At 63.0% G+C, this 22578-nt stretch carries 19 protein-coding genes; 8 read left to right on the top strand and 11 right to left on the bottom strand.

Features of this window, described 5'->3' with window-relative positions; all coding sequences use genetic code 11:
* Positions 1-683: 683 nt before the first annotated feature.
* Positions 684-1754, bottom strand: coding sequence for an IS110 family transposase (locus tag ACFUTU_RS14610; RefSeq protein ID WP_377965462.1), 1071 nt, complete (start codon positions 1752-1754; stop codon positions 684-686).
* A 1119-nt stretch (positions 1755-2873) separates the two neighbouring features.
* Between ACFUTU_RS14610 and ACFUTU_RS14605 the strand changes: the two genes are divergently transcribed.
* On the top strand, positions 2874-3416 hold the full coding sequence (locus ACFUTU_RS14605; RefSeq protein ID WP_377965460.1) for a hypothetical protein: 543 nt from the start codon (positions 2874-2876) through the stop codon (positions 3414-3416).
* Complete coding sequence (locus ACFUTU_RS14600; protein ID WP_377965458.1) at positions 3359-4108, top strand: hypothetical protein; 750 nt, start codon at positions 3359-3361, stop codon at positions 4106-4108. Before ACFUTU_RS14605 ends, ACFUTU_RS14600 begins: the two co-directional genes overlap by 58 nt.
* A gap of 51 nt (positions 4109-4159) precedes the next feature.
* Here ACFUTU_RS14600 and ACFUTU_RS14595 read toward each other — a convergent pair whose 3' ends face one another.
* The 9 genes from ACFUTU_RS14595 to ACFUTU_RS14555 form a co-directional block, all read right to left on the bottom strand.
* Entirely contained in the window at positions 4160-5263 is a 1104-nt protein-coding gene (locus ACFUTU_RS14595; RefSeq protein ID WP_377965456.1) for a Gfo/Idh/MocA family oxidoreductase, read from the bottom strand.
* Between the two features lie 344 nt (positions 5264-5607).
* Positions 5608-6699 carry a nitrilase-related carbon-nitrogen hydrolase gene (locus tag ACFUTU_RS14590; RefSeq protein ID WP_377965454.1) on the bottom strand — a complete coding sequence of 364 codons (1092 nt, stop codon included), beginning with the start codon at positions 6697-6699 and terminating at the stop codon, positions 5608-5610.
* Between the two features lie 175 nt (positions 6700-6874).
* Positions 6875-7867 carry a LacI family DNA-binding transcriptional regulator gene (locus ACFUTU_RS14585; RefSeq protein ID WP_377965452.1) on the bottom strand — a complete coding sequence of 331 codons (993 nt, stop codon included), beginning with the start codon at positions 7865-7867 and terminating at the stop codon, positions 6875-6877.
* Positions 7868-8016: 149 nt separating this feature from the next.
* The gene (locus tag ACFUTU_RS14580) at positions 8017-8730 is read right to left on the bottom strand and encodes a gluconate 2-dehydrogenase subunit 3 family protein (protein WP_377965450.1); all 714 of its coding nucleotides are present in this window, start codon (positions 8728-8730) and stop codon (positions 8017-8019) included.
* A gap of 36 nt (positions 8731-8766) precedes the next feature.
* The gene (locus ACFUTU_RS14575; RefSeq protein ID WP_377965448.1) at positions 8767-10419 is read right to left on the bottom strand and encodes a GMC family oxidoreductase; all 1653 of its coding nucleotides are present in this window, start codon (positions 10417-10419) and stop codon (positions 8767-8769) included.
* A gap of 44 nt (positions 10420-10463) precedes the next feature.
* The gene (locus ACFUTU_RS14570) at positions 10464-11414 is read right to left on the bottom strand and encodes an aldo/keto reductase (RefSeq protein ID WP_377965446.1); all 951 of its coding nucleotides are present in this window, start codon (positions 11412-11414) and stop codon (positions 10464-10466) included.
* A gap of 46 nt (positions 11415-11460) precedes the next feature.
* The gene (locus ACFUTU_RS14565; RefSeq protein WP_377965444.1) at positions 11461-12519 is read right to left on the bottom strand and encodes an ABC transporter permease; all 1059 of its coding nucleotides are present in this window, start codon (positions 12517-12519) and stop codon (positions 11461-11463) included.
* Between the two features lie 37 nt (positions 12520-12556).
* Positions 12557-14134 carry a sugar ABC transporter ATP-binding protein gene (locus ACFUTU_RS14560; protein WP_377965442.1) on the bottom strand — a complete coding sequence of 526 codons (1578 nt, stop codon included), beginning with the start codon at positions 14132-14134 and terminating at the stop codon, positions 12557-12559.
* A 79-nt stretch (positions 14135-14213) separates the two neighbouring features.
* On the bottom strand, positions 14214-15305 hold the full coding sequence (locus ACFUTU_RS14555) for a sugar ABC transporter substrate-binding protein (RefSeq protein ID WP_377965440.1): 1092 nt from the start codon (positions 15303-15305) through the stop codon (positions 14214-14216).
* A 365-nt stretch (positions 15306-15670) separates the two neighbouring features.
* Between ACFUTU_RS14555 and ACFUTU_RS14550 the strand changes: the two genes are divergently transcribed.
* The gene (locus ACFUTU_RS14550; RefSeq protein WP_377965438.1) at positions 15671-16708 is read left to right on the top strand and encodes a LacI family DNA-binding transcriptional regulator; all 1038 of its coding nucleotides are present in this window, start codon (positions 15671-15673) and stop codon (positions 16706-16708) included.
* 409 nt (positions 16709-17117) lie between these two features.
* Positions 17118-17501 carry an SLC13 family permease gene (locus tag ACFUTU_RS14545; protein ID WP_377965436.1) on the top strand — a complete coding sequence of 128 codons (384 nt, stop codon included), beginning with the start codon at positions 17118-17120 and terminating at the stop codon, positions 17499-17501.
* Here the strand turns inward: ACFUTU_RS14545 and ACFUTU_RS14540 are convergent, their stop codons facing one another.
* Entirely contained in the window at positions 17502-17651 is a 150-nt protein-coding gene (locus ACFUTU_RS14540) for a hypothetical protein (protein ID WP_377965434.1), read from the bottom strand.
* 1139 nt (positions 17652-18790) lie between these two features.
* Between ACFUTU_RS14540 and ACFUTU_RS14535 the strand changes: the two genes are divergently transcribed.
* The 4 genes from ACFUTU_RS14535 to ACFUTU_RS14520 all read left to right on the top strand — a co-directional run bounded on the left by ACFUTU_RS14535 (position 18791) and on the right by ACFUTU_RS14520 (position 22560).
* Complete coding sequence (locus ACFUTU_RS14535; protein WP_377965432.1) at positions 18791-19939, top strand: glutathione-independent formaldehyde dehydrogenase; 1149 nt, start codon at positions 18791-18793, stop codon at positions 19937-19939.
* A 69-nt stretch (positions 19940-20008) separates the two neighbouring features.
* Positions 20009-21148, top strand: a complete 1140-nt coding sequence (locus ACFUTU_RS14530; protein ID WP_377965430.1) for a zinc-dependent alcohol dehydrogenase — start codon at positions 20009-20011, stop codon at positions 21146-21148.
* 13 nt (positions 21149-21161) lie between these two features.
* Positions 21162-21746: a hypothetical protein gene (locus ACFUTU_RS14525; RefSeq protein ID WP_377965428.1), complete on the top strand. Its 585-nt coding sequence runs from the start codon at positions 21162-21164 to the stop codon at positions 21744-21746.
* A gap of 172 nt (positions 21747-21918) precedes the next feature.
* A complete protein-coding gene (locus ACFUTU_RS14520; RefSeq protein ID WP_377965426.1) occupies positions 21919-22560 on the top strand; it encodes a DUF1345 domain-containing protein in 642 nt (213 codons plus the stop codon).
* Positions 22561-22578: the final 18 nt, after the last annotated feature.

The raw sequence follows: 22578 nt of genomic DNA, 5'->3' as shown, positions 1-22578 counted from the left end.
CGCGGCGGACAGATCATTATCAAGACAAACCCTTCGCAAGGCGTCAGTCACACCCAGAGTCACACCGCAACACAAGCCAATTCCATCATTACTGTGCACACCCTCTTTTTTCGCCCTTTGAGGCACCACGCAACGAGGGAACTTAGCCGTGGCGGGTGTGTAGAATCCTATTTCCATTACGACCGTGACTTCGCCCGGCGCCATAACGTTTCCGTGCTCGGCCGATATCCGGCGGATGGCGTTGTCTTAGCAGTCGTGTGCGACCAAGCTGAGGGCTGGGCTTCAATGAACGTCACGGCGTCTCGCCTCATTCGGACATCCCATGGGGCGGACACCACAGAAGAGGCATGACCCGGACCTCGCCCTATCGAGCATCGGACTGCCACAACTCCCGGCGCCCTCCTATATGACGAAGGCCGGTTATCGGCGGTGCGCGGATCAGACGACCGCGGCTGTCCAGGTCAGGCCATCAATCATGGGTTGGGCAACTCTAAAAGCAGGACTACCGCAGCTTCACGGCCAACCGTCCATGTGATCGACTAGATTCGCTGACTGGCTGGTAGGCTGTCGCGAGAAATGCCGCGCTGGGCGGCTCATGCTGGGGAAAACTTAATGATCCTGTCTTCACCGTTTCACGCGTCCGCTTGCCGCGGTCATAACGGCAATGACCCTTCTATGGTTGGTCAAGTGCGGCACGGGTTCGGTTTTGGTGCGTTGAGTGTTCGGTAGACCCGGCGGGCAAGATAGCGTTTCACGCACCGGCGGACTTCCTTTTTGGTCCGCCCTTCAGCTCGTCGTTTCTCGACGTATTCAACGGTTTCGGCGTCGAAAGTCATCCTGCTGACAGCGGCCATGTGCAGGGCTTTGTTCAGGGTTCTATCGCCGCCACGGTTGAGTCGGTGTCGGACGGTGTTGCCAGAAGAGGCCGGGATTGGGCTGACCCCGGCCAAGGCGGCGAAGGCGGCCTCGGAACGTACCCGCCCTTGGTGGGACCACGCGGTAAGACATACGGCGGCTGTGACGGGACCGAAGCCGGTTTCCTGCAGTAATGGCGCAGCTTCGCTTATTTCGACCAGTTCGGTGATCTGATAGATGTTGGTCTTGATGTCGGCGTCGAGCTCGCTGATGTGTTTGGCCAACCGGACTGCTTCGAGGCGGGCAACAGACAGTGCTAGGGGTTCTTCACGGGCACGCCAGCGTGACACCTCTGTGATTTGGGCGCCCGTCAGGGTTTTACGGGCGTCAAGACCAAGGTCGTTCGTTCGGAGAAGCGCAGTTAGGCCGTTCACGGCGCGGGTGCGGTCGGTGGTCATGGATTCTCGCGCGCAGACCAGGACTCGCAAGGCTGCGCGGACCCCTTCATTCAGCCGCGGCTGGCGTAGCTGCTGCTGGTCCAGCGGGAGGACGGCACCGGCGATCCGGTGCGCGTCCAGCGGATCGGACTTGCCCACTCCGCGTCGGTCCCGGGCATCCATGCGCGCAGCTTCGGCCACGCGGTAGCCGGCCGCACCGACGGCACCGGTAAGCAGGGCGCCATAGGAAGCAGCGCCCTCAACCACCCATAGGGTCGCCAGGTCGGCGCCGGTGCGGCGCGCCACCCAAGCGATGGCCCGGTTGATGCCGGCACAGGTGGTTGGAAAATCCCGGGTCTCGAGCAGTTCGCCGGTCGGGGCGGCGATGATCGCGTAAACATGGTTCTTGGCGTGTGTGTCGACGCCTACGACAAATGGGTGGGAATGCGCAACGATAGACATAGCGGTTCGGGCATCTTCCTCATCTTCGCGAATATGGTCAGGGCCGCGTTCGGCCGGTACCAGTCCGGGTCGAGGTCACTTCGGAACAGCACTGTGACGAGTCACGCCCAGCCATTTGGGGCGGACAACCTTCTGATCAAGTTACCGAGGTGGGCCGGGCCAGGTACCGGTCGCTCTACCCCACGGACGGACGAGTCAATGGAAGGGCGCCCGCACTGGGGCCAGTTCTTTGTTGAGTCACGGCCACGGGGTGGAGCGGCCAGTACCTACTCTGCCAGCCAGTCCCGGACTAGCCACTCCAATCCTCACAGTTCTTTGTCGTCGGGCTGCCACACAACGCCCAGGCGGCTTCAACTGGGCCCGGCGCTCCTGAGCTGATCGCGCTCGCGTTGGAATCTCCCGCGGCAGCGGCGCCCGGTGACACGGTAACTTGGCGGTGGCGGGCGCGCGAAGACACCAAGGTCGTCGGTTCGCTGGTCCTGCGCACTGACAGCGATCCGCAATGGCTTCGCTTCCTGCCATTGTCTAATGCCGTCCAGGACGGTGACGGGTCCTTCACTGGGACCGTGTCGGCCACGCTGAACGACTACGACTGGCCCTCGGGCTCGCTTTACGTCACCGAGATCCAAATGAACGACGGAGCGGCGTACAGCGCCTTCTCTTCCCCAGCGGATTTCATCTCCCCGACCGTGGCTGTGACCGGCACGGAATATCAGCTCGGTCCCCGGCTGCGGGACGTGAGCTTTCAGCCGGCCCAGCCGCTCCCCGGCGACACGATTCGCGCGACCTTCCGGGCGGACGATCTACAGGGCATCCGCGGCCAGCTGGGAATGGGAAGACTCGATCGCTACCAGCGCCGAGGACCTTGGTCCCGGGACCTACTGGGTTGCCTCAGTCCGTCTGGACGATTCCAAAACGGGATCCTCGTCAAGGTGCTGCTACTCCGCCCCCGACGAGTCGCCGTATACCTTCACGGTCACCGACGACCCGGCACACATCACATCGGTTCCGGTGATCTCCGGCCAAGCCCAGGTTCCCTACACACTGAGCGCTGATCCAGGGGTGTGGGGGCCCGGCGCCGTTGACTTTTCCTACCAATGGACGATCAAGTCGCCGACAGTGTGGCCCCTGGAGGCGCAGCCCATCGAGGGTGCCACGGACCCGACCTACCAATTGAAGTACAGGATCTACCAGGACCAGCCGCAGGTCCGGGTCACCGGCACCTGGCCCGACGGAACCAAACGCACACGATTCTCCGAACCCATCACCAAAGTCCTGCCCGGTGACCTTGGAACCCACAAAGCCACCGTGACCGGGACCCCTGGGGTGGGAAACAGACTCACAATCCACGTCGACGGCACCTGGCCCCAAGGAACGTGGTTTGATTATGAATTCGTTACCGCCGACGGCAAGACCGTCAAGCCGGGCCAGTTCATCGACCTGGCCCCGGAGCACATGGGCAAAACCCTCATTGGGCGGGCACGGGCCTACGCCGATGGCTACAACACAGGCTCGTTTGATGCCGCGCCCGTGACCGTCGCGAAGGGAACCATCCCCAACGTCGACGACCTTGGCTTCAACAACATCCCGACCTACGGCTTCCCGTGGAATCCTTCATCAACACCATGGATCCGGGGTGGACCACCGATTACCAGTGGATGAGGAACGGTCTTCCGATCGCGGGTGCCACCACCCCTCGGTACACCCCGGTGCTTGCTGATATCGGAACGAAACTCACCCTGCGTGTCAGAAGGAACCACCCGGCCTACAACACCTTCACCGAGGTCTATGGATCCGGCGCCTATCTCGTCCAAAAGGTGACGTGGTCATTGTCGACAACAGCCACACTCGCGGGAACCGCCAAAGTCGGTTACTCCCTCACAGCCGGAGCCGGGCGCCAGCCGTCGGGCACAACCTACACCTACCAATGGTTCCGCGGCGCGACCGCCATCCCCGGAGCAACGGGCCGAACCTACACACCGGTAGCAGCCGACCTCGGGCGCCAGCTCCGGGCGCGGGTCACGCCCCTCAACCCGATCTACTTCATCCACGCGGCGTGGACTCCCTACTCGGCGGCCATTGGCTACGGATCACTGACTCTTGGAACGCCCTACCTCAAAGGTTCTGCCCTCGTGGGAGCCACCCTCACCGCCTACCTTCCGGGATACACGAGCGGAACCACCCTCAAAAGACAATGGCTGCGTTCAGGCGCCTTCATCCCCGGCGCCACCGGGGGTTCCTACCGGCTCACAACAGCAGACCGCGGGAAACGAATCTCCTTCCGAGTCCTCGCCAGCAAACCCGGCTACACGACAGTCACCAAAATCTCGCCCCTTACCTACACGATCCGCTAAAGCACCGGGTGAACTCTCCGTGAGGAACAATCCCGCTTGACCGAATAATCATTATCGGCGAGCCTGCTCGATGATTTTGAGGACTTCAACTGCGTCGCTGGGATCAACAGGAGGAGCGCTGCCTGCTCGTAGGGCATGCGCCAGCTGCGCGTAGAACTGGGGATAGTCTCCCCGGCTGGTCGGCTCGTCCCGAAAGGATCCAGGAACGCCTAATTTCCCCCAACTTTCCCGAGGTTCAATGCCATATTCAGGATCGGTTGGACGCACGCCCTCCCCTAGCGCCTTTTCCTGTCCATCGAGTCCCCATTTCGTGTAGGCGGCCCGGGATCCCAGGACATGGAACCGGGGACCTAACCGGGCAGCATTACCGTTCATCCACAGTCGCGATCGGGTTCCGGAGCGGTGCAGAAGTGAGAGAAAGGCATCCTGATCTGCGTCGGACTTCTTGGGATCGTCATATCGGGCGGTTTCCCCGTAGATTTTCGCGACCGGGCCAAACAATTGGATGGCCTGGTCGATCAGGTGGGCGCCGAGGTCGTGAAGTATCCCTCCACCCTCAGCCAACAGGGCTGTGTCGCGCCAGTTCCGGAACCCATCCGGCATCCACCACTCGAAGCGGGATTCAAAGGTGCGGACCTTGCCAAGCTTTCCGTCACGAATCAGCTGCTTGAGGGTAAGGAAATCACCGTCCCATCGGCGGTTCTGGAAGACCGTCAGGCACCGACCGGCGTCAGCCGCCGCGGCAATAAGCTCCTCAGCATCTTCAGAAGACGGGACGAGCGGTTTGTCGACAACGACGTGGAGGCCCCTTTCGAGGGCTGCTTTGGCCAGTTGTTTGTGGTTGACGGGAGGTGTGCCGATGACGACAACGTCGAGGACCAGTTCCCCTTCGTCAACCTTGGCAAAGAGCTGCTCAGGGTTGGGAATGATCCGGGCGTACGGATAACTTGCCCGGGCAGCTTTAGTCCGTCCTGGGTCTGACGTGACGATGGCTTCCAGAACATAAGAATCGTCTGCCTGAATGAGCGGGGCGTGGAAGACACGGCCGGATATCCCGAAGCCAATAATGGCGGCCCGCAGTGAAGGCCTGTCACTTCCTGTTGCTTCTTTCGGCTCTGATTCGTAGTCTTCGCCGGTGAGCGGCTCGCGGGTCATTGAGCATCCTCTTCGATCGGATGGTGAACACAGTTGAGCAATGTCTCCGGGGTGGCCGGCCCAGAGTGTCCGGCGACGCGTGTGCTACCCGGGTTGGGCAGGGAATGCTGACCGCCCTTTGCCTGGGTCTGGCTTCGCCCTCCGGAGGGCGATGCCGCCGGCACGAGTCGCCCATACGCGGGCTTCCAGGCCTGCGCATTCTTAGGGAAACGAAAAAACGGTAGCCGTCGTCGTCAGGCTTTGTTCCCATATCATGGCGCCGCTCCCCCGGTCCCCGACGGCATGGCCGCCATTGTGGGATTGGCCGGGGTCCACGCGACGTGTTCCCCGGCCAATCCCCCGGATTAGGCCTTGTAGCCGGACGGCGGTGTGAGTACCCCGCGCTCAATGAGTTTCTCGATATTGGCAGCCCGGGTCGAATCTTCCCGGGCCAGCCAGTCCTCGCTGGGCGGCGCGTCCAGGTACTGGTTCTTCGGGTAGATCGGGTTGTCGTAGATGACCCGGTACTGCTCTGTACGAAGATCCTTGAACTGGTTGTACAGGCCGTTCGACACCCGCGCCCGGCGGAGCGCTTCGATGTCGATCGTGGTGCAGACGAACGAGTCGCCCGAGGTCCAGCCCTGCTGCTTGGTCAGGATCTGGCCCCGCGGTCCGACGATCATGGACTGGCCGCCAAACAGGTCCTGCATGCTCCCGTCCTCACGGACTTCAGGCCCGAGGTTCGGAGCGACGACGTACGCAGAGTTGAACATGGCGTGCGCCCGGTTCTGGAGTTCCCACATGCCGTTCTGCACGGCCGGCTCGATCAGGGTGCCCCGGATAATGATCTCGGCGCCGTTCATCGCGAGCCCACGCGCCACCTCGGGGTACACACCCTCGTGGCAGATGGCGTAACCGATATTTCCAATCTCGGTCTTCGCCACCGGGAAAATGGCGTCCATCGGGTTGCCGTTCCCCTTCTTCTCGATCCACTCGTCCCACACGTCGTGCGGGTTCATGTTGCCGAGCATGCCGCCCTCGTAGGCATCACTGGTGGCCTTGTAGCGCTTGTAGATGATCTCGCCCTGCGGATCGATGATGAAGGCGACATTGAAGTGGCGGTCGGGGAAGTCCTCGTCCTTCACCATGTACAGTTCGGCGGCGATGTAGGTGTTGAGTTCCACGGCTTTTTTCGCCAGCTCGTCCGTCTCCGGCCCCGGGATCGTCACGGCAAAGTGGCGCTCCTTTTCGCGGTTTCCTGGCGTGTTGGCGATCATGCCCTGGATTGCCATTTCGGGAAGGACGACCAGCTTGACCGGAGAGCCCTCCCAACGGCCCACCATCACAGCCGTGTCGATGAATTCGTTGATGCGCTTGACGTTGGCGACGCCGTCGCCGGGATTCTTCACATTGATTGTCCGCGGCGAAACCGCAACAACGACAAAAGGATCGACCATTGTTTTTTCTCTTTTCTCTTCCTTGAGTACCTGAGTTAGCGCTAACTCACGGTATTTCGGTTTTGCTGGAAATTGCAAGACCCGGCGGTTGATTTCTAAAAAAGCGGGGCAGGAGCCCCTGGTCCCGCGGCCTTGAGTTCAGCCATGGGAACGGGTGCGGCAGGCGCGGGAGGGGTCATCCCCTGCTGCGCGGCGACGCTGTGGTGTCCCGGAGCATGAGGAGCGGTTCAAGCAAGGGGATGTCCCCCTCCGCCTCCTCTTTGATCATGGCGAGGATGCGGCCCACAGCAACGTGGCCGATGGCTTCAAAATCAAGCTTCACGGTCGTCAATGCCGGCCGGAAGAACGGCGCTTCCTTGACATCGTCGAATCCCACCACGCTGACGTCGTCCGGCACGTTGCGTCCGGCGTCGTCCATGGCTTTGATCACTCCGAGCGCGAAAGGATCGTTGGCGGCAAAGACTGCCGTGACGTCCTTCCTTGCGGCGAGTTCACATCCCACGCGGTATCCCTCCGCGGCGGACCAGTCCGTCGTTGCCAGGGGCGTCGGAACGACGCGTCCGGCCGCTCCCAGCTCCTCCGCCCAGCCCTGGACCCGGGAGGACGTTGCCATCCATCCGGGCGGGCCCTGAACGTGCCACACCGTTTCATGCCCGAGGTCCAGTAGGTGGCGCACCACCATCCGGGCCCCCCGCACTTCGTCAACGGAAACGCTTGTCGGGCTCGGATGCGATCCTTGCTGGAAGGTCACCACGGGGACGCCGATGTCGAGGTCCTCGAGCACCGTGATCGCGTCCAGGAGGGGCGCGAGCACGATCACCCCGTCAACCGTGTCCGAATTGATGGATTCGAATGCAGCCCGGATATCCCGCCGTTCGAGACTGGCCAGCGTGACCAAACGGGTGGCATAGCCGTGTTGCCGGGCTTCCTCGGAAATACCGTACAGGGCCACCGTTGGGCCCAGGACCGAGAGTTCGAAGCTGACAACACCGATGGTCATGGTCCGGTTGCTGGCGAGCGCCGCGGCTGCGGGATTCCGGCGGTACCGGAGTTGCGCAATCGCGCGCTCAACGCGCTGGCGGATGTCAGGGTCCACATTAGTGGCTCCCCTTACAACCCGTGACACTGTCTGCTGGGAGACCCCTGCGAGCCGGGCAACGTCGGACATCCGGGGAGCTTTTGACCTGGAGGCCAACCGCTCCCCGCGCCCGTTGGTGTTTCGGGCTTCTGAGGGCGCGGGATTCGTGGACATCATCCCATTATCCCCGGCTACCCTCAACGAGGTCCGGAACGCACCGCTGCCCGGCGCGCCAGCTGTCACGGACGCCGGTACCGCAGGACTTCGGGATGCTGGTCGTACGGCCACTCGGCCCCCTCCACCATGTACTTGCGGGTGGTGTAGCTGCCGTCCATGGTTGAGGCAAGCGACGGAGGCCCGTCGAAGCCGATGACGCCCCAACCGACCCGGTTCTCGTTGCCTCCGTATACCGGGTCGCCGTAGAAACCCTGGCGGGTGTTGAGCACCAGCAGCGGGAAGAACTCGAGGAAGTCCTCGTTGACGGGTTGGTTTCCTGCCGGGGCACCCCCCAGACCAATCTCGGAGTGCTCCAGTGAGAAAGCATGCGGCTTGGCCGCACCCGAGAGTGTCTCGAGCACCGCGTCCTGCTCCTCTTCCGTAAGTTGGAGGAATTCGACGTCGGCACGCTCTTTCGCGAGCCGGTCCAACTCCAGGACGCCCTCGCGGTAAAACTCCCGGCGCTGCTTTATGCGCTCCTGCCACGCGGTTTCGTCGCGGCCTTCCATCCGGAGGAACCCGTTGCCGTCCGCGGCCGGGAAGATGAATTGCGTTCCTGCCAGCATCCGGTCAATGAACCGCACGACCTTGGCCTCACGGGCGCCCGGGTGGTGGTCGGTGGGGATGATCCGGGCCGTCGCCGCCTCGATCGTCTTCCACTCGTGCTCGGTGAAGAAGATCGGGCCGTCGACGTCCCGGGTTGAGATGGGTATCGTGGCCCATTCCGCCTGTCCCATGTGAGATCTGTCCTTTCGTGTCCTGTGAAGTGTGGATCAGTTTTCGGACCAGCCGTGGCGGTCGACCTGGAGGATCCGGTCAGAACACCGCCAGGCGTTGGCCATGATCGTCAGGGCCGGGTTGATGCCGGTCGCGGTCGGAAAGAAGCTTGCATCGAAGACGTAGAGGTTTGGCACCTCGTGGGAGCGGCACCAGCGGTCGACGACGGATGTTGCCGGGTCGTTGCCCATGCGGGCGGTGCCCAGTTCGTGTGAGGTGTTGCCCGTGATCCGCTCCATGTTGACCGGAATGATCTTTTTCGCGCCTGCGGCCTCCAGGATTTCCCCGTTTTTGGCGACCTGCCAACGTTCCTGGGCGAAGTCGTTGGAGTGGGGCGTGTGGGTAATCCGGGCGACTGGCAGGCCCCATGCGTCCTTGACGTTCGGGTCGAGGTCGACCCGGTTGTCCTCGACCGGCAGGTCATGCAGCAGGACCCCGATTTTCATGCTGTGGTTGAAGAACTCGCGGTCTGAGTCCTTCGCTGCCTGGCCCCAGGTGGGCCGGCCGGGGAAGCTCCAGTTCACCGGGTGGCCGATCATCGACGGGAAGATCAGCGATCCGAGGATGTGACCCCGGCTCTCGTCCGTCTCGTAAAAGTCGAATGAGCACAGGCTCATGTAGTGGCCCGCCCACCCGTACAGCGGGTCGCTGACCTCACGGTCAAACAGGCCGACGGAGAAGGAATACTGATGGAAGGTCGCGTTCTTGCCGACCATGCCGCTGCCGTTGCCCAGGCCGTCAGGGAAGAGGCCGGACTTCGACATGAGCAGCAGGCGCGGGGTCTCGATGCCGCCGCCACAGACGATTACGGCCTTGGCGTGCTGGATGAATTCGTCGCCGTCCTCGTCCTGGTAGCGGACGCCGGTGGCGCGGCCGTCTTTGCCCACGAGGATCTCGCTGACATAGGAGTCGGGGCGGAGGTCGTAACGGCCGGTTGCAATGGCGTCGGGAATGAAGCTGATCAGCGTGGAGGACTTGCCGTTGCCGGGGTCCGGGTACTGCTGCCAGAAACCGTTCTCACTGAATGGCTGGCGGCCCCGGTAGGGCTCAGTCACCATGCCCTGCGGCATGGGAAATGTGCCGTGGCCGAGCTTGGACATCGCAGTGGCGAACGTCCGGCCGATCTGGCTCAGCGGTGAGGGCTTGGTCGGGTAGCCGCGGCTCCGCCACGCCTCCCACTTGTTCGCTCCTGCCAGACCGGATGTACCGAACTCCCATTCCACCCGTGTGTAGTACGGCTCCAGCTCGTCATAGGAAATCGGCCAGTCGACAAGGCTCGCGCCCGGAACGTCGCCGTGCAGACTGCGCAGCTTGAAATCGCTCTCCGCCATGCGCGGAACCATGCCGCCCCAGTGGGTGGTGCCGCCACCGACGACCTGTGGCGTCGCGGAGAAGTTGGTGATCTCCGCTTCGACCTTGTCGTTGGGGCGGTAGGTCCTGGGCTTGACCTTCGGGTCCTGCCAAATGAAGTTCCGGTTGAGGAACTTTAGCTCATCGCCCGAAGCGTGCTCGGGCTTCAGCCATGGCCCGCGCTCGAGGCCCACCACCTTCAGGCCAGCCTCGGACAGCACCTTTGCCGCGGTTGCCCCGCCCGCGCCGGCGCCGACAATGACAACGTCGACGGGCTCAGGCTGCTTCTTCCTGGTCATTATTTTTCGTTTCCTTTCGTAATTCCTGCTTAGCGCCCAGGCGGTCAGACCGTCGCGGCTTCAATGCCGTTGCGTCCCGCGCTGGCAAGAGGCAGCAGCTGGTCCCAAAGTTCCTGGGGGATGTCATGGTTTAGCAGCCGGAGGGTCTCCTCGACCCGGCTCGGGCGGGACATTCCAACGATGGTGGATGCCACGCGCTCATCGCGCACCGAGAATTGCAAGGCGGCCGCCGCCAATGGGACGCCGTGCTGCTCGCACAGCGCTTCCATGCGCAGGACCCGGTCGATGGTTGCCTGGTCCACGGGTGCGTAGCAGTAACGCGGAACGGCCCGCGGTCCCTTGACGAGCATCCCGCCGCCGAACGGGGCGGCATTGACGAAGGCGACTCCGCGGCGGGCTGCCTCCTCGAGGAGAGGCTCGGCGGTCTGTTCAACCAGGGTGTAGCGGTTGTGGCTGATGACGGCGTCGAACGCGTCCGTCGCAAGGTATTGCAGCTCCAGGTCGATCGGGCCGCCGGCGACGCCCAGGTACTGGATCACGCCCTGGTCCCGAAGATCGACGAGGGCTTCGAGTGGTCCTCCCTTGGCCACGCCTTCCTCGAACGAGATCTTTTCCGGGTCGTGCAGATAGACGAGCTGGAGCTTATCGAGGCCGAGTCGCTCGAGGCTTTCCTCGACAGATCGGCGGACGCGGTCACCGGAGAAGTCGGTGCTGCCGGGAATCGGGTCGACCTTCGTAGCGACGACGTATCCCTTGGGGATGCCGCCGCGCTCGGCGATCGCCCGGCCGATCCGTTCCTCGCTGGCACCCCCGCCGTACTCGTTGGAGGTGTCGATGAAGGTGAAGGGCCCGTCGAAGACGCGGTGGATTGTGGCGACGGCGGTGTCCTCATCGACTTCGTAGCCGTACTGGGCGGGGAAGTTCCCGAGCGCACTCGTGCCGACACAGATATCGGAGACGGTCAGATCCGTGCGGCCGAAGGGACGAATGGACATGAATTCCTGCTTTCTGCTGCTGAATGGGTTGATGATGGGTATCCGGTTAGGCGGCCTGGGCGCGCCGGAAATGTTTGGAGAAGAATCCTGAGATCCTTTGCACGCCGCCTGCGCTCGAGAGGAAGACGGCGAGGATGATCACTGCGCCCTTGATCAGCAGCTGCGGCTCGGAGGAGATGCCTACGAGGTTCATGATGTTGATGATGGTCGTCAGGATGAACACGCCGATCACCGCGTTCAGTGGATCGCCCTTGCCGCCCATGAGGGAAGCACCGCCCACGACGACGGCGGCGATGGCATCCAGTTCGTAACCTACGCCGATGAGCGAGCTTCCCTGCCGTAGCTGGGCCGCCGCGACAAGGCCTGCCAGGCCGGCCAGAACCCCGGAAATGGTATAGGTGATGATCAGGTTCCGCGCGACGGGCAGGCCCGAAAGGCGCGAGGCTTCAGGGTTGCCGCCAATCGCATAGAGGGAGCGGCCGAACGTCGTGTACTTGGCCACAAGGGCCGCGATCACGGCAACGATGATGAAGATCAGGACGGGGTTGCGGACGCCGAGGACGCTGCCGCGGGAGAAGGCCTGGATGAACCACTGGTCGCGGATCTCGATCAGGCTTGTTGACTGGATGATGTAGCTAAAGCCCTTCACGGCGCTCATCATGGCGAGCGTTGCGATGAACGGGGGGATGTTCAACCAAACAACGAGGATGCCATTGATCAACCCGGCGACAGCACAACAGGCAAGCACGAACACGGTGGACGCGCCGGCTGGCATTCCGGCCTGCAAAGTCAGTGCCGTGAGGACCGTGGACATGGCCAGGATCGACCCTACGGAGAGGTCGATGCCGCCCGTCAGGATGACGAAGTATTGGCCAATGGCGAGCACGACGACAATCGAGGCGGCGGTGATCACATTTTCGGCGTTGCGGAACGTCAGGAAGTCGTCGGAAACGTAATAGCCAACCGCGATGATCGCGAGGAGCACGAGGATAAGGTAGCTCTTCGGCAGGGCGCGGAGGGCGCCGCCCCGCAGACGTGAGCCAAAGCTGATGGATGGGGATTGAGTACCACTGCTTTGGGGCAGGGGCGACAGGGTCCGGGACATGGTTGTTCTCCTGGATAGAAATCTGATGGGGGTGCCGTCAGGCGAATCGTTCGAGGATGGCGTTGCCGGAGGGGTCGATGTCGTCGTGGTCGAGTTCTGCGACGACACGGCCGCGGGCCATGACGAGGACGCGGTCGCACATCATCGCTTCCGTAATCTCCGAGCTCGCGACGACGACGGTTCCGCCAGCCTGCGCGAACTCGCGGATGAGCTCGTACATGTCTTCCTTGGCCCCGACGTCGACTCCGCGGGTCGGTTCATCGCAGACAAGGATGCGCGACTGGCGGACGAGCCACCGGGCCAGGATCGCTTTCTGCTGGGTCCCGCCGCTAAGTGTCTTCAGGGGCTGGGTCACGCCGGAGACCTTCATGCCGAGACGGTCGACCATGTCAGCGGCCACGCTGCGCTCGCGTCTCGATTGGATCACGCTGAGCCGGCTGAACTGCGGCAGGCTAGCCAAAGTGATATTGCCGGCAACACCCATGTCAGGGATGAAGCCTGCGGCCTTCCGGTCCTGCGGCAGCAGCCCGATCCCGCGACGAATCGCGTCACGCGGCGCACGAAATTCCACAACCTGCCCGTCGACGCTAATCTCACCGGAGGTACGCTTCCGTGCCCCCGCTATAAGGCCTGCAAGCTCGGACTGGCCGCTGCCGATAAGGCCGGAGAGGCCCAGGACCTCCCCCTCGCGCAGTTCGAGCGATACGCCGTCCACGTATCCCTGCTCGGAGAGGTCGCGGGTAGAGAGGATGACGTTTTCGCGGGGTCCGGGGCCGAGTCGCGGCGAGCGTTCTCCGCGCAGTGCAGCGTCGGCAATGGACCCTTCGAGGCTCTTCCCGACCATCGCCGTGACGACGTCCGCCGGCTTCGAGCTTGCCGTCTTCAAATCTGCGGCGTTCACCCCGTCGCGCAGCACCGTTACCGCATCACAGAGCGAGAAGAGCTCATCCATGCGGTGGGAGATGTAAAGGAGCGTCACTCCCTGTTCGGACAGGGACCGAAGGACGGTGAAGAGCCGTTCGACATCGGGCATAGGCAACGTCGATGTGGGCTCGTCCAGCAGAAGGACCCGTGCATCCTTGTGCAGCGCCTTTGCCAGTTCCACCGCCTGCTGCTCCGCGGTGGAGTAGCTGCCGACAGGACGGCGCACGTCCAGGTCAAACCCCACCCGGTCCAGTGCGATGCGCGCCTGGGCCTGCATCCGCTGCCAGTCCACGGCCGCACCGCTGCGCAGGGGCAGCTGGCCCAGGAAAATGTTCTCGGCCACGGACAGGGACGGTACGAGCGAGAGTTCCTGGTAGATGGTATGAATACCAGCCTGCTGTGCGTCCATTGGATCCCGGAAACGCTGCAGCTCGCCACCCAGGCGGATGCTCCCGGAGTCCTGGGATTCCGCGCCGGAAAGGATCTTGACGAGCGTGGACTTGCCGGCCCCGTTCTGCCCGGCCAACGCGTGGATCGATCCGCGGCCGACGCTGAAGCTGACTCCCTTCAGCGCCTTCACGCCAGGGTAAGACTTGGTGATGCCCTCGAGTTCGAGCTCTGGGACACTTGAGAGGGGTTCCCCTGCGATCCCGGGGGCTGATGCCACCGGGACCTGGTTGTTGGCGGACATAGATGTTCCTTAACTAGGACTTTCGAACTAGGACTTTCGAGGCCGAGCGGGCTGAAGATTGCGGTCCGGGCCGACAGGTTTAGTCTTTGGCGCGGACGTAGGTGTCTTCAGGGACGTAGTATTTGGCCGCGTCAGCGGGCGTGACCACGGTCGTATCGATGTACTTGGTCTTGCCCGGGCACTGAGCCTGGTCGCCCTTGACGGCGGCGACAGCCATGCGCACTGCGGCAGCCCCCTGATCCCACGGCTGGTTGGACGCATCGGCCTGTAGCGGTCCCTTTGGGTTTTCGACCATTTCCTTGATGGCTCCCATACCGCCGTCGTAGCTGGCCATGATGATGCCGTCACCCCAGAGGCCGGCCTGCTGCAGGCCCTGCACGATGCCACCGTGCATGACATCGCTCATGCTGTAGACAACCTTGAGGTCCGGGTTAGCAGTCGCAACATCACGGATCGGGGCCAGAGCCTTGTCCGGTTTCCACTCGCCGTACTTGGTGTCCAGCTTGACGGTGGTGACGCCCGGATGCTTCTGCATGACACTGTTCCAGCCCGCCATGAAGCCGTTGAACCGAAGGTCGCTCAGCACATCTCCCGGGAAGCCTCCGATCCCGACGATCTTGATCTTGCCCTTGTCCCCAAACTTCTCAAGTGCCCGCTGTGCAGCCACCTTGCCCGCGAGCGAACCGGTCTGCTCCTGGTCCTCCGCGACGTAGCAGAACATGTCGGGAACCAGTGACTTATCGACACTCGAGTTGACCGTCACAACAGGGATGCCCGCGTCCTTCAACGCCTGAATTGAAGGACCGACGCCAAGTGGGTCATTCGGATTCATGACGACGACGTCAACGCCCTTGGTGATCAGGGTCTGAACATCGGCATTTTGCCGGACAGTGTCGCCATTGGCGTCCAGCAATTCCAGCCGCGCCCCGACCTTGCCTGCCTCAGCCTGCCCGCCCTCAACGAGGGTCTTCCACCAGTCGCTGCCGCTGATGCCGCGCTGGCTCCAGCCGATGACCAGCCCCTCGCTGGAGGCCTTGCCGCCCCCACCGTCCGCCGCGGCACCAGCTTTGCAGCCAGCCAGACCGAGCGTGCCGACCGTCAGGATAGAAGCGCACAGTGCCGCTGTGGCAAGCCTTTTGTCCCGACGGATTCCAGTTCTAGTTCTCTGCATGAACAACACTCCCTCGTGTTCGTGAGCACCCCTCCTTTGGGGCTTAGTGAGATAAGTTACACGCTGAGTTAGCGCACTATCAACACCTTTCAGAAATTTTGTTGAAAATAGAATGAGCACTGGCTTTTCCCCTAAAAACGGCGCAAACTAAGGGAGTACGCGGTGCAGTCGAGCTCAACTGCCGTTGATAAGGCTACTGATTTATCGCTAACTCGGATGATTGTTCTTCCCCCCGGGCCGTCGAAGCGGCGCTGGCAACAAGGCAGGAAATATGTGTTCAGATCCAGTTGGCATGGCACGGCTGCAGGAACAGGACGGTCACGTACTGCCGTGACACCAAACGACAGGCTCCCTGCGGAGACCCAATGAAAAGTACAGGCAAGAGCCCTGCTGAGGCGCCGCACAACCGCGTGTCGATTGTGGACGTCGCCATGCTGGCAGGAGTCTCGACTCAGACCGTGTCGCGGGTTGCCAACGGGAGTCCCGAGGTGCGCGACGTCACCCGCCGGCACGTCATTGCGGCCATGAACGAGCTGGGCTACCGGCCCAACAGCGCGGCCAGGGCGCTTAAGCGCGGCAGCTTCCAGTCCATCGGCGTGATCACGCTCTCCCTGTCCTCACCCGGGAACATGCGCACCTTGGAGGCGATTGCCCTGCACGCTGCCCGGCAGGACTTCGCCATCACACTGCTCCCGGTTATGGCCCCAACGCAGGCCGGGGTCCAAGGTGCATTCTCCCGGATGGGCGAACTCGCCGTCGACGCCGTCATTGCCATTATGGAGGCGCACCTCCTGGACGCCGCCACGGTAACGCTGCCCCCGGGAGTAAAGGTCGTCGTCGTCGATTCCGACGCCCGGGACCGCTACCGCGTGGTGGACGCCGACCAGTCCGACGGCGCCCGGAAAGCCGTCAAACACCTCCTGGACCTCGGCCATGAGACCGTTTGGCACGTCGCCGGCCCGGAGGGATCCTTCGCCAGCGAACGCCGCGCGGCAGCCTGGCGCACCACTCTCACCGCCGCCGGCAGACGTGTCCCGCCGCTGCTCCGCGGTGACTGGTCAGCCGACTCCGGCTACACCGCCGGACTCCTGCTCGCTGACGAAGCCGGCTGCACTGCTGTCTTCGCCGCCAACGACCACATGGCCCTCGGACTCCTTCGGGCGTTCCGCGAAAAAGGGAAGTCCGTCCCCGAAGACATCAGCCTGGTCGGCTTCGACGACGTGCCCGAGGCCTCGTCGTACGCTCCCCCGCTCACCACAGTCCACCAGAACTTCACCGGCGTCGGAGAACGCTGCGTCGACAACGTCCTCCAGCAACTCCGCACCCACACCAACGAACCCGGCGTTACCCTTGTCCCGGCCCAACTTGTAATCCGTCAAAGCACAGCTCACCCGAAGAAGTGAAATCTAGCAACGGTCAGGCCAGTACATCTGCTGCCACAGCACCTCTGCTGGGGCGGCCGCTGACAGCGAACGCCGGCGACGGCGGACACACTGCCCCTAGTCCTTTGTCACATTTTGGTAGGCCAGCGCGTTACTCGCAGCCGCGGGGCAAACGCCGGCGCATTCTCACCGGTCAACCCCTTCGGCGTGCTCGCCAACGCCATGCTCGATGAGGCAGGGGCATCCGCAGAGTCCCTGAAGCTGTAGGTCTACTGCTTCGTGTTCAACGCTATCCTCGCCGTCCTGGCTTACATCCTCGTGCAGTGGATCACGAAACGCCGCGCCACACAGGGAGGTGAAAGCGGAGCCGGTTCCAGCTCCGGCCCTGCGTCAGGGCCCGGTCGAGGTCGCGGCAACACCGATACGGGTTTTGACCCTTATCGGCCTGGGAGCGTTGCTGGTTCTGACGACGGTCCGGCGCATCGTCGTCGGAGTGGCTTCGCTCGTTGTCGCCCTGGTGCTGATCTGCGTGAATCCCGGCGTGCAGAAGCCCGCCGTGGAGAGCAGGCCCTGGTCCGCCATCATGCTGGTTACCGGCATCGTCACCTATGTGGGCCTGCTTGAAGAAATGGGAGCGCTGAAGGAACTGGAAGCAGGTATCGCCGGTTTGGGCGACAATTCCCTCGCCGCCCTTATCGCCAGCTACGTGGTCGCGATCGTCTCCGCCTTCGCCTCCACCACCGGCACCCTCGGCGTGATCAGTCCGATCGTCACGCCCATCGCATTGGACCGACACTGTCCCCCATCGGCGTGATTAGATGGCCATCAGTTCCTCCGTCGTGGACGTCAGCCCGATGTCCACCAGCGGGGCACTGCTGATGGCCAGCGCCCAGCCCAAGGATGAGCGGATGCCGTCAACAGCCGGTAAAAATCCCGGGATCAAAATCTTGTCGCATGACTTCATGCCCACGCAGGGAACACGGCCCAGAGTGCGGGGCAATGACCCGCGCCCAGCCCGGCTGGTCGCTGGAGCGGCACTGCGGCAATGAAGAGTCGCCGACGACGCTGGACACGGCTGCGTGGTTGGCTCGCTGGACCGCGGATATCCGAAAGACCCTGCGGGCCCCTATGCGTGAGGCAGGGGCTCCGTAACCACCTCGACACCGTCGCCGTCATGGATAAGACGCCGCCCTGCTCCAGCATCCAACCAGATCCAGAAAGCGGACCCGTCAGGCATCCATTCATCCAGGACACCCTCAAGCGGGTGCCGGCCGCCGCTTTGGAGACGGACGCGACTCCCGGCTGGCACAGTTTCCGGTCCTGCAACCCATACGTCGCAACCCTGAAAGTTTTCCACACTATCGGAGGGGGATACACCGTGACCCGGAGAACTCGCAGGAAGGGCTGGGAATCTTTCTCGTTCTGCCAACGGTTCGTCCTTCCTGCCACCGATCGGTTGGACCGGAGGCGCCAGCCGCTGCAAAAGACCGGTTCTGTGCGACTTGTCAGCTGACAGACGCGGAATCGCTAGGCGGATCAAAGCCGTTACGCGCCGTACGTTACGTTCCCCCCGGAGGGGATTGGGGGGCGCCACTCCGGGCGGAACTGAAACAAATATCAAAGAGTTAGTGGACAAACAATTTGAGCGCGAATCAGTGCAGGGTTTGCAGAAAATTCCGACCCCTCCGCTTAATCCCTGTTGGCGACAGCCTACGGTTGGACATCATGTCCGGAGAGTTGCCTCGCGGCGAGGGCGACGCCGCGTGCCCGGCGGACTCAACCCCTGGGAGTCTGACGGGCGCAACCAGCGCAGTCTGCGGGCGCTTTTTTTGCAGCAATTCACGCCACCCCTCGACATCTCATACTAAGGGTGCTTAGCATTAAGGCTCGGTAGCTACCTATTTCGCGAAGGGGCTGACCGGCCGGGTTTTCCAGGGCAGCCAGCCGCCTTAAATCCCCGGGCCTGCCTCCCGTTTCGGGTGGACTCAGAGGTCCTATACGAATCCCACTACCTTGCGGCTCACCTACGCGTACCTGGGTGACGTGCGCCCTGGCGGCACTTGTGCGTGGCCTGCAAGGTCGGCATAGGAAGAGAGCGGAACAATGAAGGCAGTAGTTTACAAAGGACCGAACGACGTCAGCGTCGAGGAAATCCCCGACGCCAAAATCGAGCACCCCGCCGACGTGCTGGTGCGCATCACCTCGGCGAACATCTGCGGCTCGGACCTGCACATGTACGAAGGCCGCACCAGCTTCGAACCCGGACGCTCCTTCGGCCACGAAAACCTCGGCGAAGTGGTCGAGACCGGCCCCGCGGTGAGCAAAGTCAAAGTAGGCGACCGTGTCGTTCTGCCCTTCAACATCGCCTGCGGATTCTGCAAAAACTGCGAACGAGGCTTCACCAACTACTGCCTGACCATGCAGCCCGAACCCCAGCTCGCCGGCGCAGCCTACGGGTTCGCGGACATGGGCCCCTACCAGGGCGGACAGGCCGAATACCTGCGCGTGCCCTACGGGGACTTCAACTGCCTGCGCCTGGGCGAGGACTCCGTGGAAAAAGAACTCGACTACGTCATGGTCGCCGACATCTTCCCCACCGGCTGGCACGCCACCGAACTGGCCGGCGTATACCCCGGAGACTCCGTGGTCATCTACGGAGCAGGACCGGTCGGACTCATGGCCGCCTACTCAGCAATCATCAAAGGCGCCGGCAAAGTCATGGTCGTTGACCGCCAGAACGACCGCCTGAAACTGGCCGAACAGATCGGCGCCATTCCCGTGAACGATTCAGAAGTCGACCCCGTCGAATTCGTCAAGGACCAGACCATGGGATTCGGCGCAGACCGCGGCTGCGAATGCGTCGGCTACCAGGCCCACGACCCAGGCGGAAACGAACACCCCAACATGACCCTGAACCGGCTCGTGGACTCCGTCCGCTTCGTCGGCGGCATCGGCGTCGTCGGCGTCTTCCTGCCCCAGGACCCCGGAGGCCCCGACAAACTCGAGCAGCAGGGCAAAATCGCCTTCGACTACGGAAACTACTGGTTCAAAGGCCAAACGATGGGCTCAGGCCAATGCCCGGTCAAAAAATACAACCGGGCCCTGCGCGACCTCATCGCCGGCGGAAAGGCCAGCCCCTCCTTCATCGTCAGCCACGAACTGCCACTGGACCAGGCCCCCGAGGGCTACAGAAACTTCGACAGCCGCGAAGACGGCTGGACAAAAGTCGTCCTCCACCCAGCCGGGGCCTGAGAGCGGCCAGAAAGGAGAACGTTCATGTCGAAACGAGCAATTCCGGGGGTGTGGTCCTGATGCAGAGCAATGGTTTACCGCGGCCCGTACAAAGTACGTGTCGAAGAAAAAGACATTCCGAAGATTGAGCACCCGAACGATGCGATCGTACGGGTCAGCAAGGGCGCCATTTGCGGGTCCGATCTGCACCTCTATCACGGCATGATGCCGGATACACGGGTGGGGATGACGTTCGGGCACGAGTTCGTCGGCACCGTGCATGAGGTGGGTTCGTCCGTGCAGAACCTGGCCGCGGGCGACCGGGTGATGGTGCCGTTCAACGTGTACTGCGGCTCCTGTTACTTCTGCTCCCGGGGCCTGTACTCCAACTGCCACAACGTCAATCCGAACGCGACGGCAGTGGGCGGCATCTACGGCTACTCGCACACGTGCGGAGGGTACGACGGCGGGCAGGCTGAATTCGTGCGCGTCCCCTTCGCCGACGTCGGACCGTCAAAGATACCCGAGTGGATGGACGAGGAGGACGCGGTGCTGCTCACGGACGCGTGTCCCACGGGCTACTTCGGTGCCCAACTCGGGGACATCGCGGAAGGCGACACCGTGGTGGTGTTCGGTGCCGGCCCGGTGGGACTGTTCGCGGCCAAGTCTTCCTGGCTGATGGGGGCGGGGCGGGTCATCGTGGTCGACCACCTAAACTACCGGCTGGAGAAGGCCAGCAGCTTCGCCCATGCCGAGACGTTCAACTTCACGGAGTACAACGACATCGTGGTGCAAATGAAGAAGGAAACCGACTATCTCGGTGCCGACGTCGTCATTGACGCGGTGGGGGCCGAGGCGGACGGCAACTTCCTCCAGCACGTCACCAGCAGCAAGTTCAAACTGCAGGGCGGCTCCCCCATCGCCCTGAACTGGGCCATCGACTCTGTGCGCAAGGGCGGCACCGTGTCCGTCGTGGGCGCCTACGGCCCGATCTTCAGCGCCGTGAAGTTCGGCGACGCCATGAATAAGGGCCTGACCCTGCGGATGAACCAGTGCCCGGTCAAACGGCAGTGGCCGCGGCTGTTCGAGCACGTCCGCAACGGCTACCTGAAGCCCAGCGACATCGTCACTCACCGTATTCCGCTGGAACACATCGCCGAGGGCTACCACATTTTCTCCGCCAAATTGGACAACATCATCAAGCCGCTCGTTGTCGCCGGCCAGTCCTGAAGGGAAGCGCACCATGTCTGAGACCGCCACACCTTACATCGCCGGCAAACCCACCCAGAAGAAGTCCGCGGAGGACCTGCGGGCGCAGATCCCGGGATGGGGTGCTGACCTTGACCCGGCCGACCGGCCCTCCTACCCCCGGGAACAGCCGGGCATTGAGACCGGCGCGCACTGGGACTTTCCGGAACGCCAACCGGAGAAATGGCCCCGGGAACGCTCTGTCGAGCACGCCTTCCTGCCCCCCGTTTTCGGGACTTCCACCCCTCCTGCCGGGGTCTCCGGCGCCATCCGGAAGTACGCCTACAAGTACAGTGAGGGGCGGGCCGCGCACTGGCTGCTGCTGGTCGCGGCCGATCGGGTGGACGCCTGGGAACACCACCTGAAGTCCTTTGCCACCTTCCATCCCGACAACCCCTTTACCGAAACCGGGGTGGTCAGCGAGTTCCGCCGAGGCGGTCTCCGCTCACGGTTCGGCCAAAAACGCGCGGACTTGAACCACCAGTGGATCGACCCGATTGTCGTCGGCGGCCCCTGGGTACTGGCGGGCCTGGGGGCTGTAGCCGCATTGAGGGCCCTGCGAAGGCACCGCCGAGCCTGACGCCCCTCTGCAAGGGTGGAGACATGTATTCCCCAAGGCCGATCCCCCGGGATAGTCGAACCAGCGACGGCTTATCCGGTCCGGCAAGGATCGCGCCTTGGGGATCCAACCTTGCCCTGCTTCGGTGCCCCGAAACCAGGGCGGACGCACATCACCCTCCCGAGGAGCCTTAATGAACGGTCGGATCCTGTCAGCCCGCCGTGCTCTCGTCTGCGTCGCCGTCGGGGCGGCGGCCGGCATCGTCGCAGCGGTGGCCGTATCGCCTGCCCTTGAGCCTTTGGTTGCGTGGTGCACCGCCGGCGTCATCGCTCTGGTATGGGTGTGGCGGATATGCTGGCGACAGGACCCGGCGGGGACTGAACGCCTCGCGCGCGAGGAGTCGGCCTCCCGTGTGACAGACGATGCGATTGTCACCGCTTGTATCGCGAGCATCGCCGCCGTGGTGGTCGCATTGATCCAGTCGAGCAACCAGAACGGAGATCCGGGCTCGGTAGCGCTGGTCATCCTGGGCGTCCTCGGCACGATTGTTGCCTGGGCGCTCGTCAACACGGTCTATGCCTTGAAGTACGCCCGCATGCACTTCCTCGATAACCCTGACGACGGGTTCGACGTCAAGCATGAGACGCAACCTACCTACAGCGACTTCGCCTACTTCGCCTTCACTGTCGGAATGTCCTACGCTGCGCCTGAGGTCGAGCCGAGCAACAGTGAGATCCGGCGCAAAGCTCTTCTCCACGCTCTCCTGTCGTATTTCTTCGGCACAGTCCTGATCGCGGTCTCCATCAACCTGGTCACGAACCTCGGCCAAGGATGACATTGGGACAGTCACAGC

The sequence above is a fragment of the Arthrobacter sp. NPDC057388 genome, from assembly GCF_042668165.1.
GTDB lineage: Bacteria > Actinomycetota > Actinomycetes > Actinomycetales > Micrococcaceae > Arthrobacter.
This window is presented reverse-complemented; position numbering and strand designations above follow the sequence as displayed.

What these genes read in the sequence shown, in the direction of transcription:
- ACFUTU_RS14535 (WP_377965432.1), top strand. Translation starts at nt 18,791, where the DNA reads ATGAAGGCAGTAGTTTACAAAGGACCGAACGACGTCAGCGTCGAGGAA.
- ACFUTU_RS14525 (WP_377965428.1), top strand. Translation starts at nt 21,162, where the DNA reads ATGTCTGAGACCGCCACACCTTACATCGCCGGCAAACCCACCCAGAAG.
- ACFUTU_RS14540 (WP_377965434.1), bottom strand. Translation starts at nt 17,651, where the DNA reads ATGAAGTCATGCGACAAGATTTTGATCCCGGGATTTTTACCGGCTGTT.
- ACFUTU_RS14580 (WP_377965450.1), bottom strand. Translation starts at nt 8,730, where the DNA reads ATGGGACAGGCGGAATGGGCCACGATACCCATCTCAACCCGGGACGTC.
- ACFUTU_RS14530 (WP_377965430.1), top strand. Translation starts at nt 20,009, where the DNA reads ATGGTTTACCGCGGCCCGTACAAAGTACGTGTCGAAGAAAAAGACATT.
- ACFUTU_RS14610 (WP_377965462.1), bottom strand. Translation starts at nt 1,754, where the DNA reads ATGTCTATCGTTGCGCATTCCCACCCATTTGTCGTAGGCGTCGACACA.
- ACFUTU_RS14575 (WP_377965448.1), bottom strand. Translation starts at nt 10,419, where the DNA reads ATGACCAGGAAGAAGCAGCCTGAGCCCGTCGACGTTGTCATTGTCGGC.
- ACFUTU_RS14590 (WP_377965454.1), bottom strand. Translation starts at nt 6,699, where the DNA reads ATGGTCGATCCTTTTGTCGTTGTTGCGGTTTCGCCGCGGACAATCAAT.
- ACFUTU_RS14555 (WP_377965440.1), bottom strand. Translation starts at nt 15,305, where the DNA reads ATGCAGAGAACTAGAACTGGAATCCGTCGGGACAAAAGGCTTGCCACA.
- ACFUTU_RS14570 (WP_377965446.1), bottom strand. Translation starts at nt 11,414, where the DNA reads ATGTCCATTCGTCCCTTCGGCCGCACGGATCTGACCGTCTCCGATATC.
- ACFUTU_RS14595 (WP_377965456.1), bottom strand. Translation starts at nt 5,263, where the DNA reads ATGACCCGCGAGCCGCTCACCGGCGAAGACTACGAATCAGAGCCGAAA.
- ACFUTU_RS14565 (WP_377965444.1), bottom strand. Translation starts at nt 12,519, where the DNA reads ATGTCCCGGACCCTGTCGCCCCTGCCCCAAAGCAGTGGTACTCAATCC.
- ACFUTU_RS14560 (WP_377965442.1), bottom strand. Translation starts at nt 14,134, where the DNA reads ATGTCCGCCAACAACCAGGTCCCGGTGGCATCAGCCCCCGGGATCGCA.
- ACFUTU_RS14585 (WP_377965452.1), bottom strand. Translation starts at nt 7,867, where the DNA reads ATGTCCGACGTTGCCCGGCTCGCAGGGGTCTCCCAGCAGACAGTGTCA.
- ACFUTU_RS14550 (WP_377965438.1), top strand. Translation starts at nt 15,671, where the DNA reads ATGAAAAGTACAGGCAAGAGCCCTGCTGAGGCGCCGCACAACCGCGTG.
- ACFUTU_RS14520 (WP_377965426.1), top strand. Translation starts at nt 21,919, where the DNA reads ATGAACGGTCGGATCCTGTCAGCCCGCCGTGCTCTCGTCTGCGTCGCC.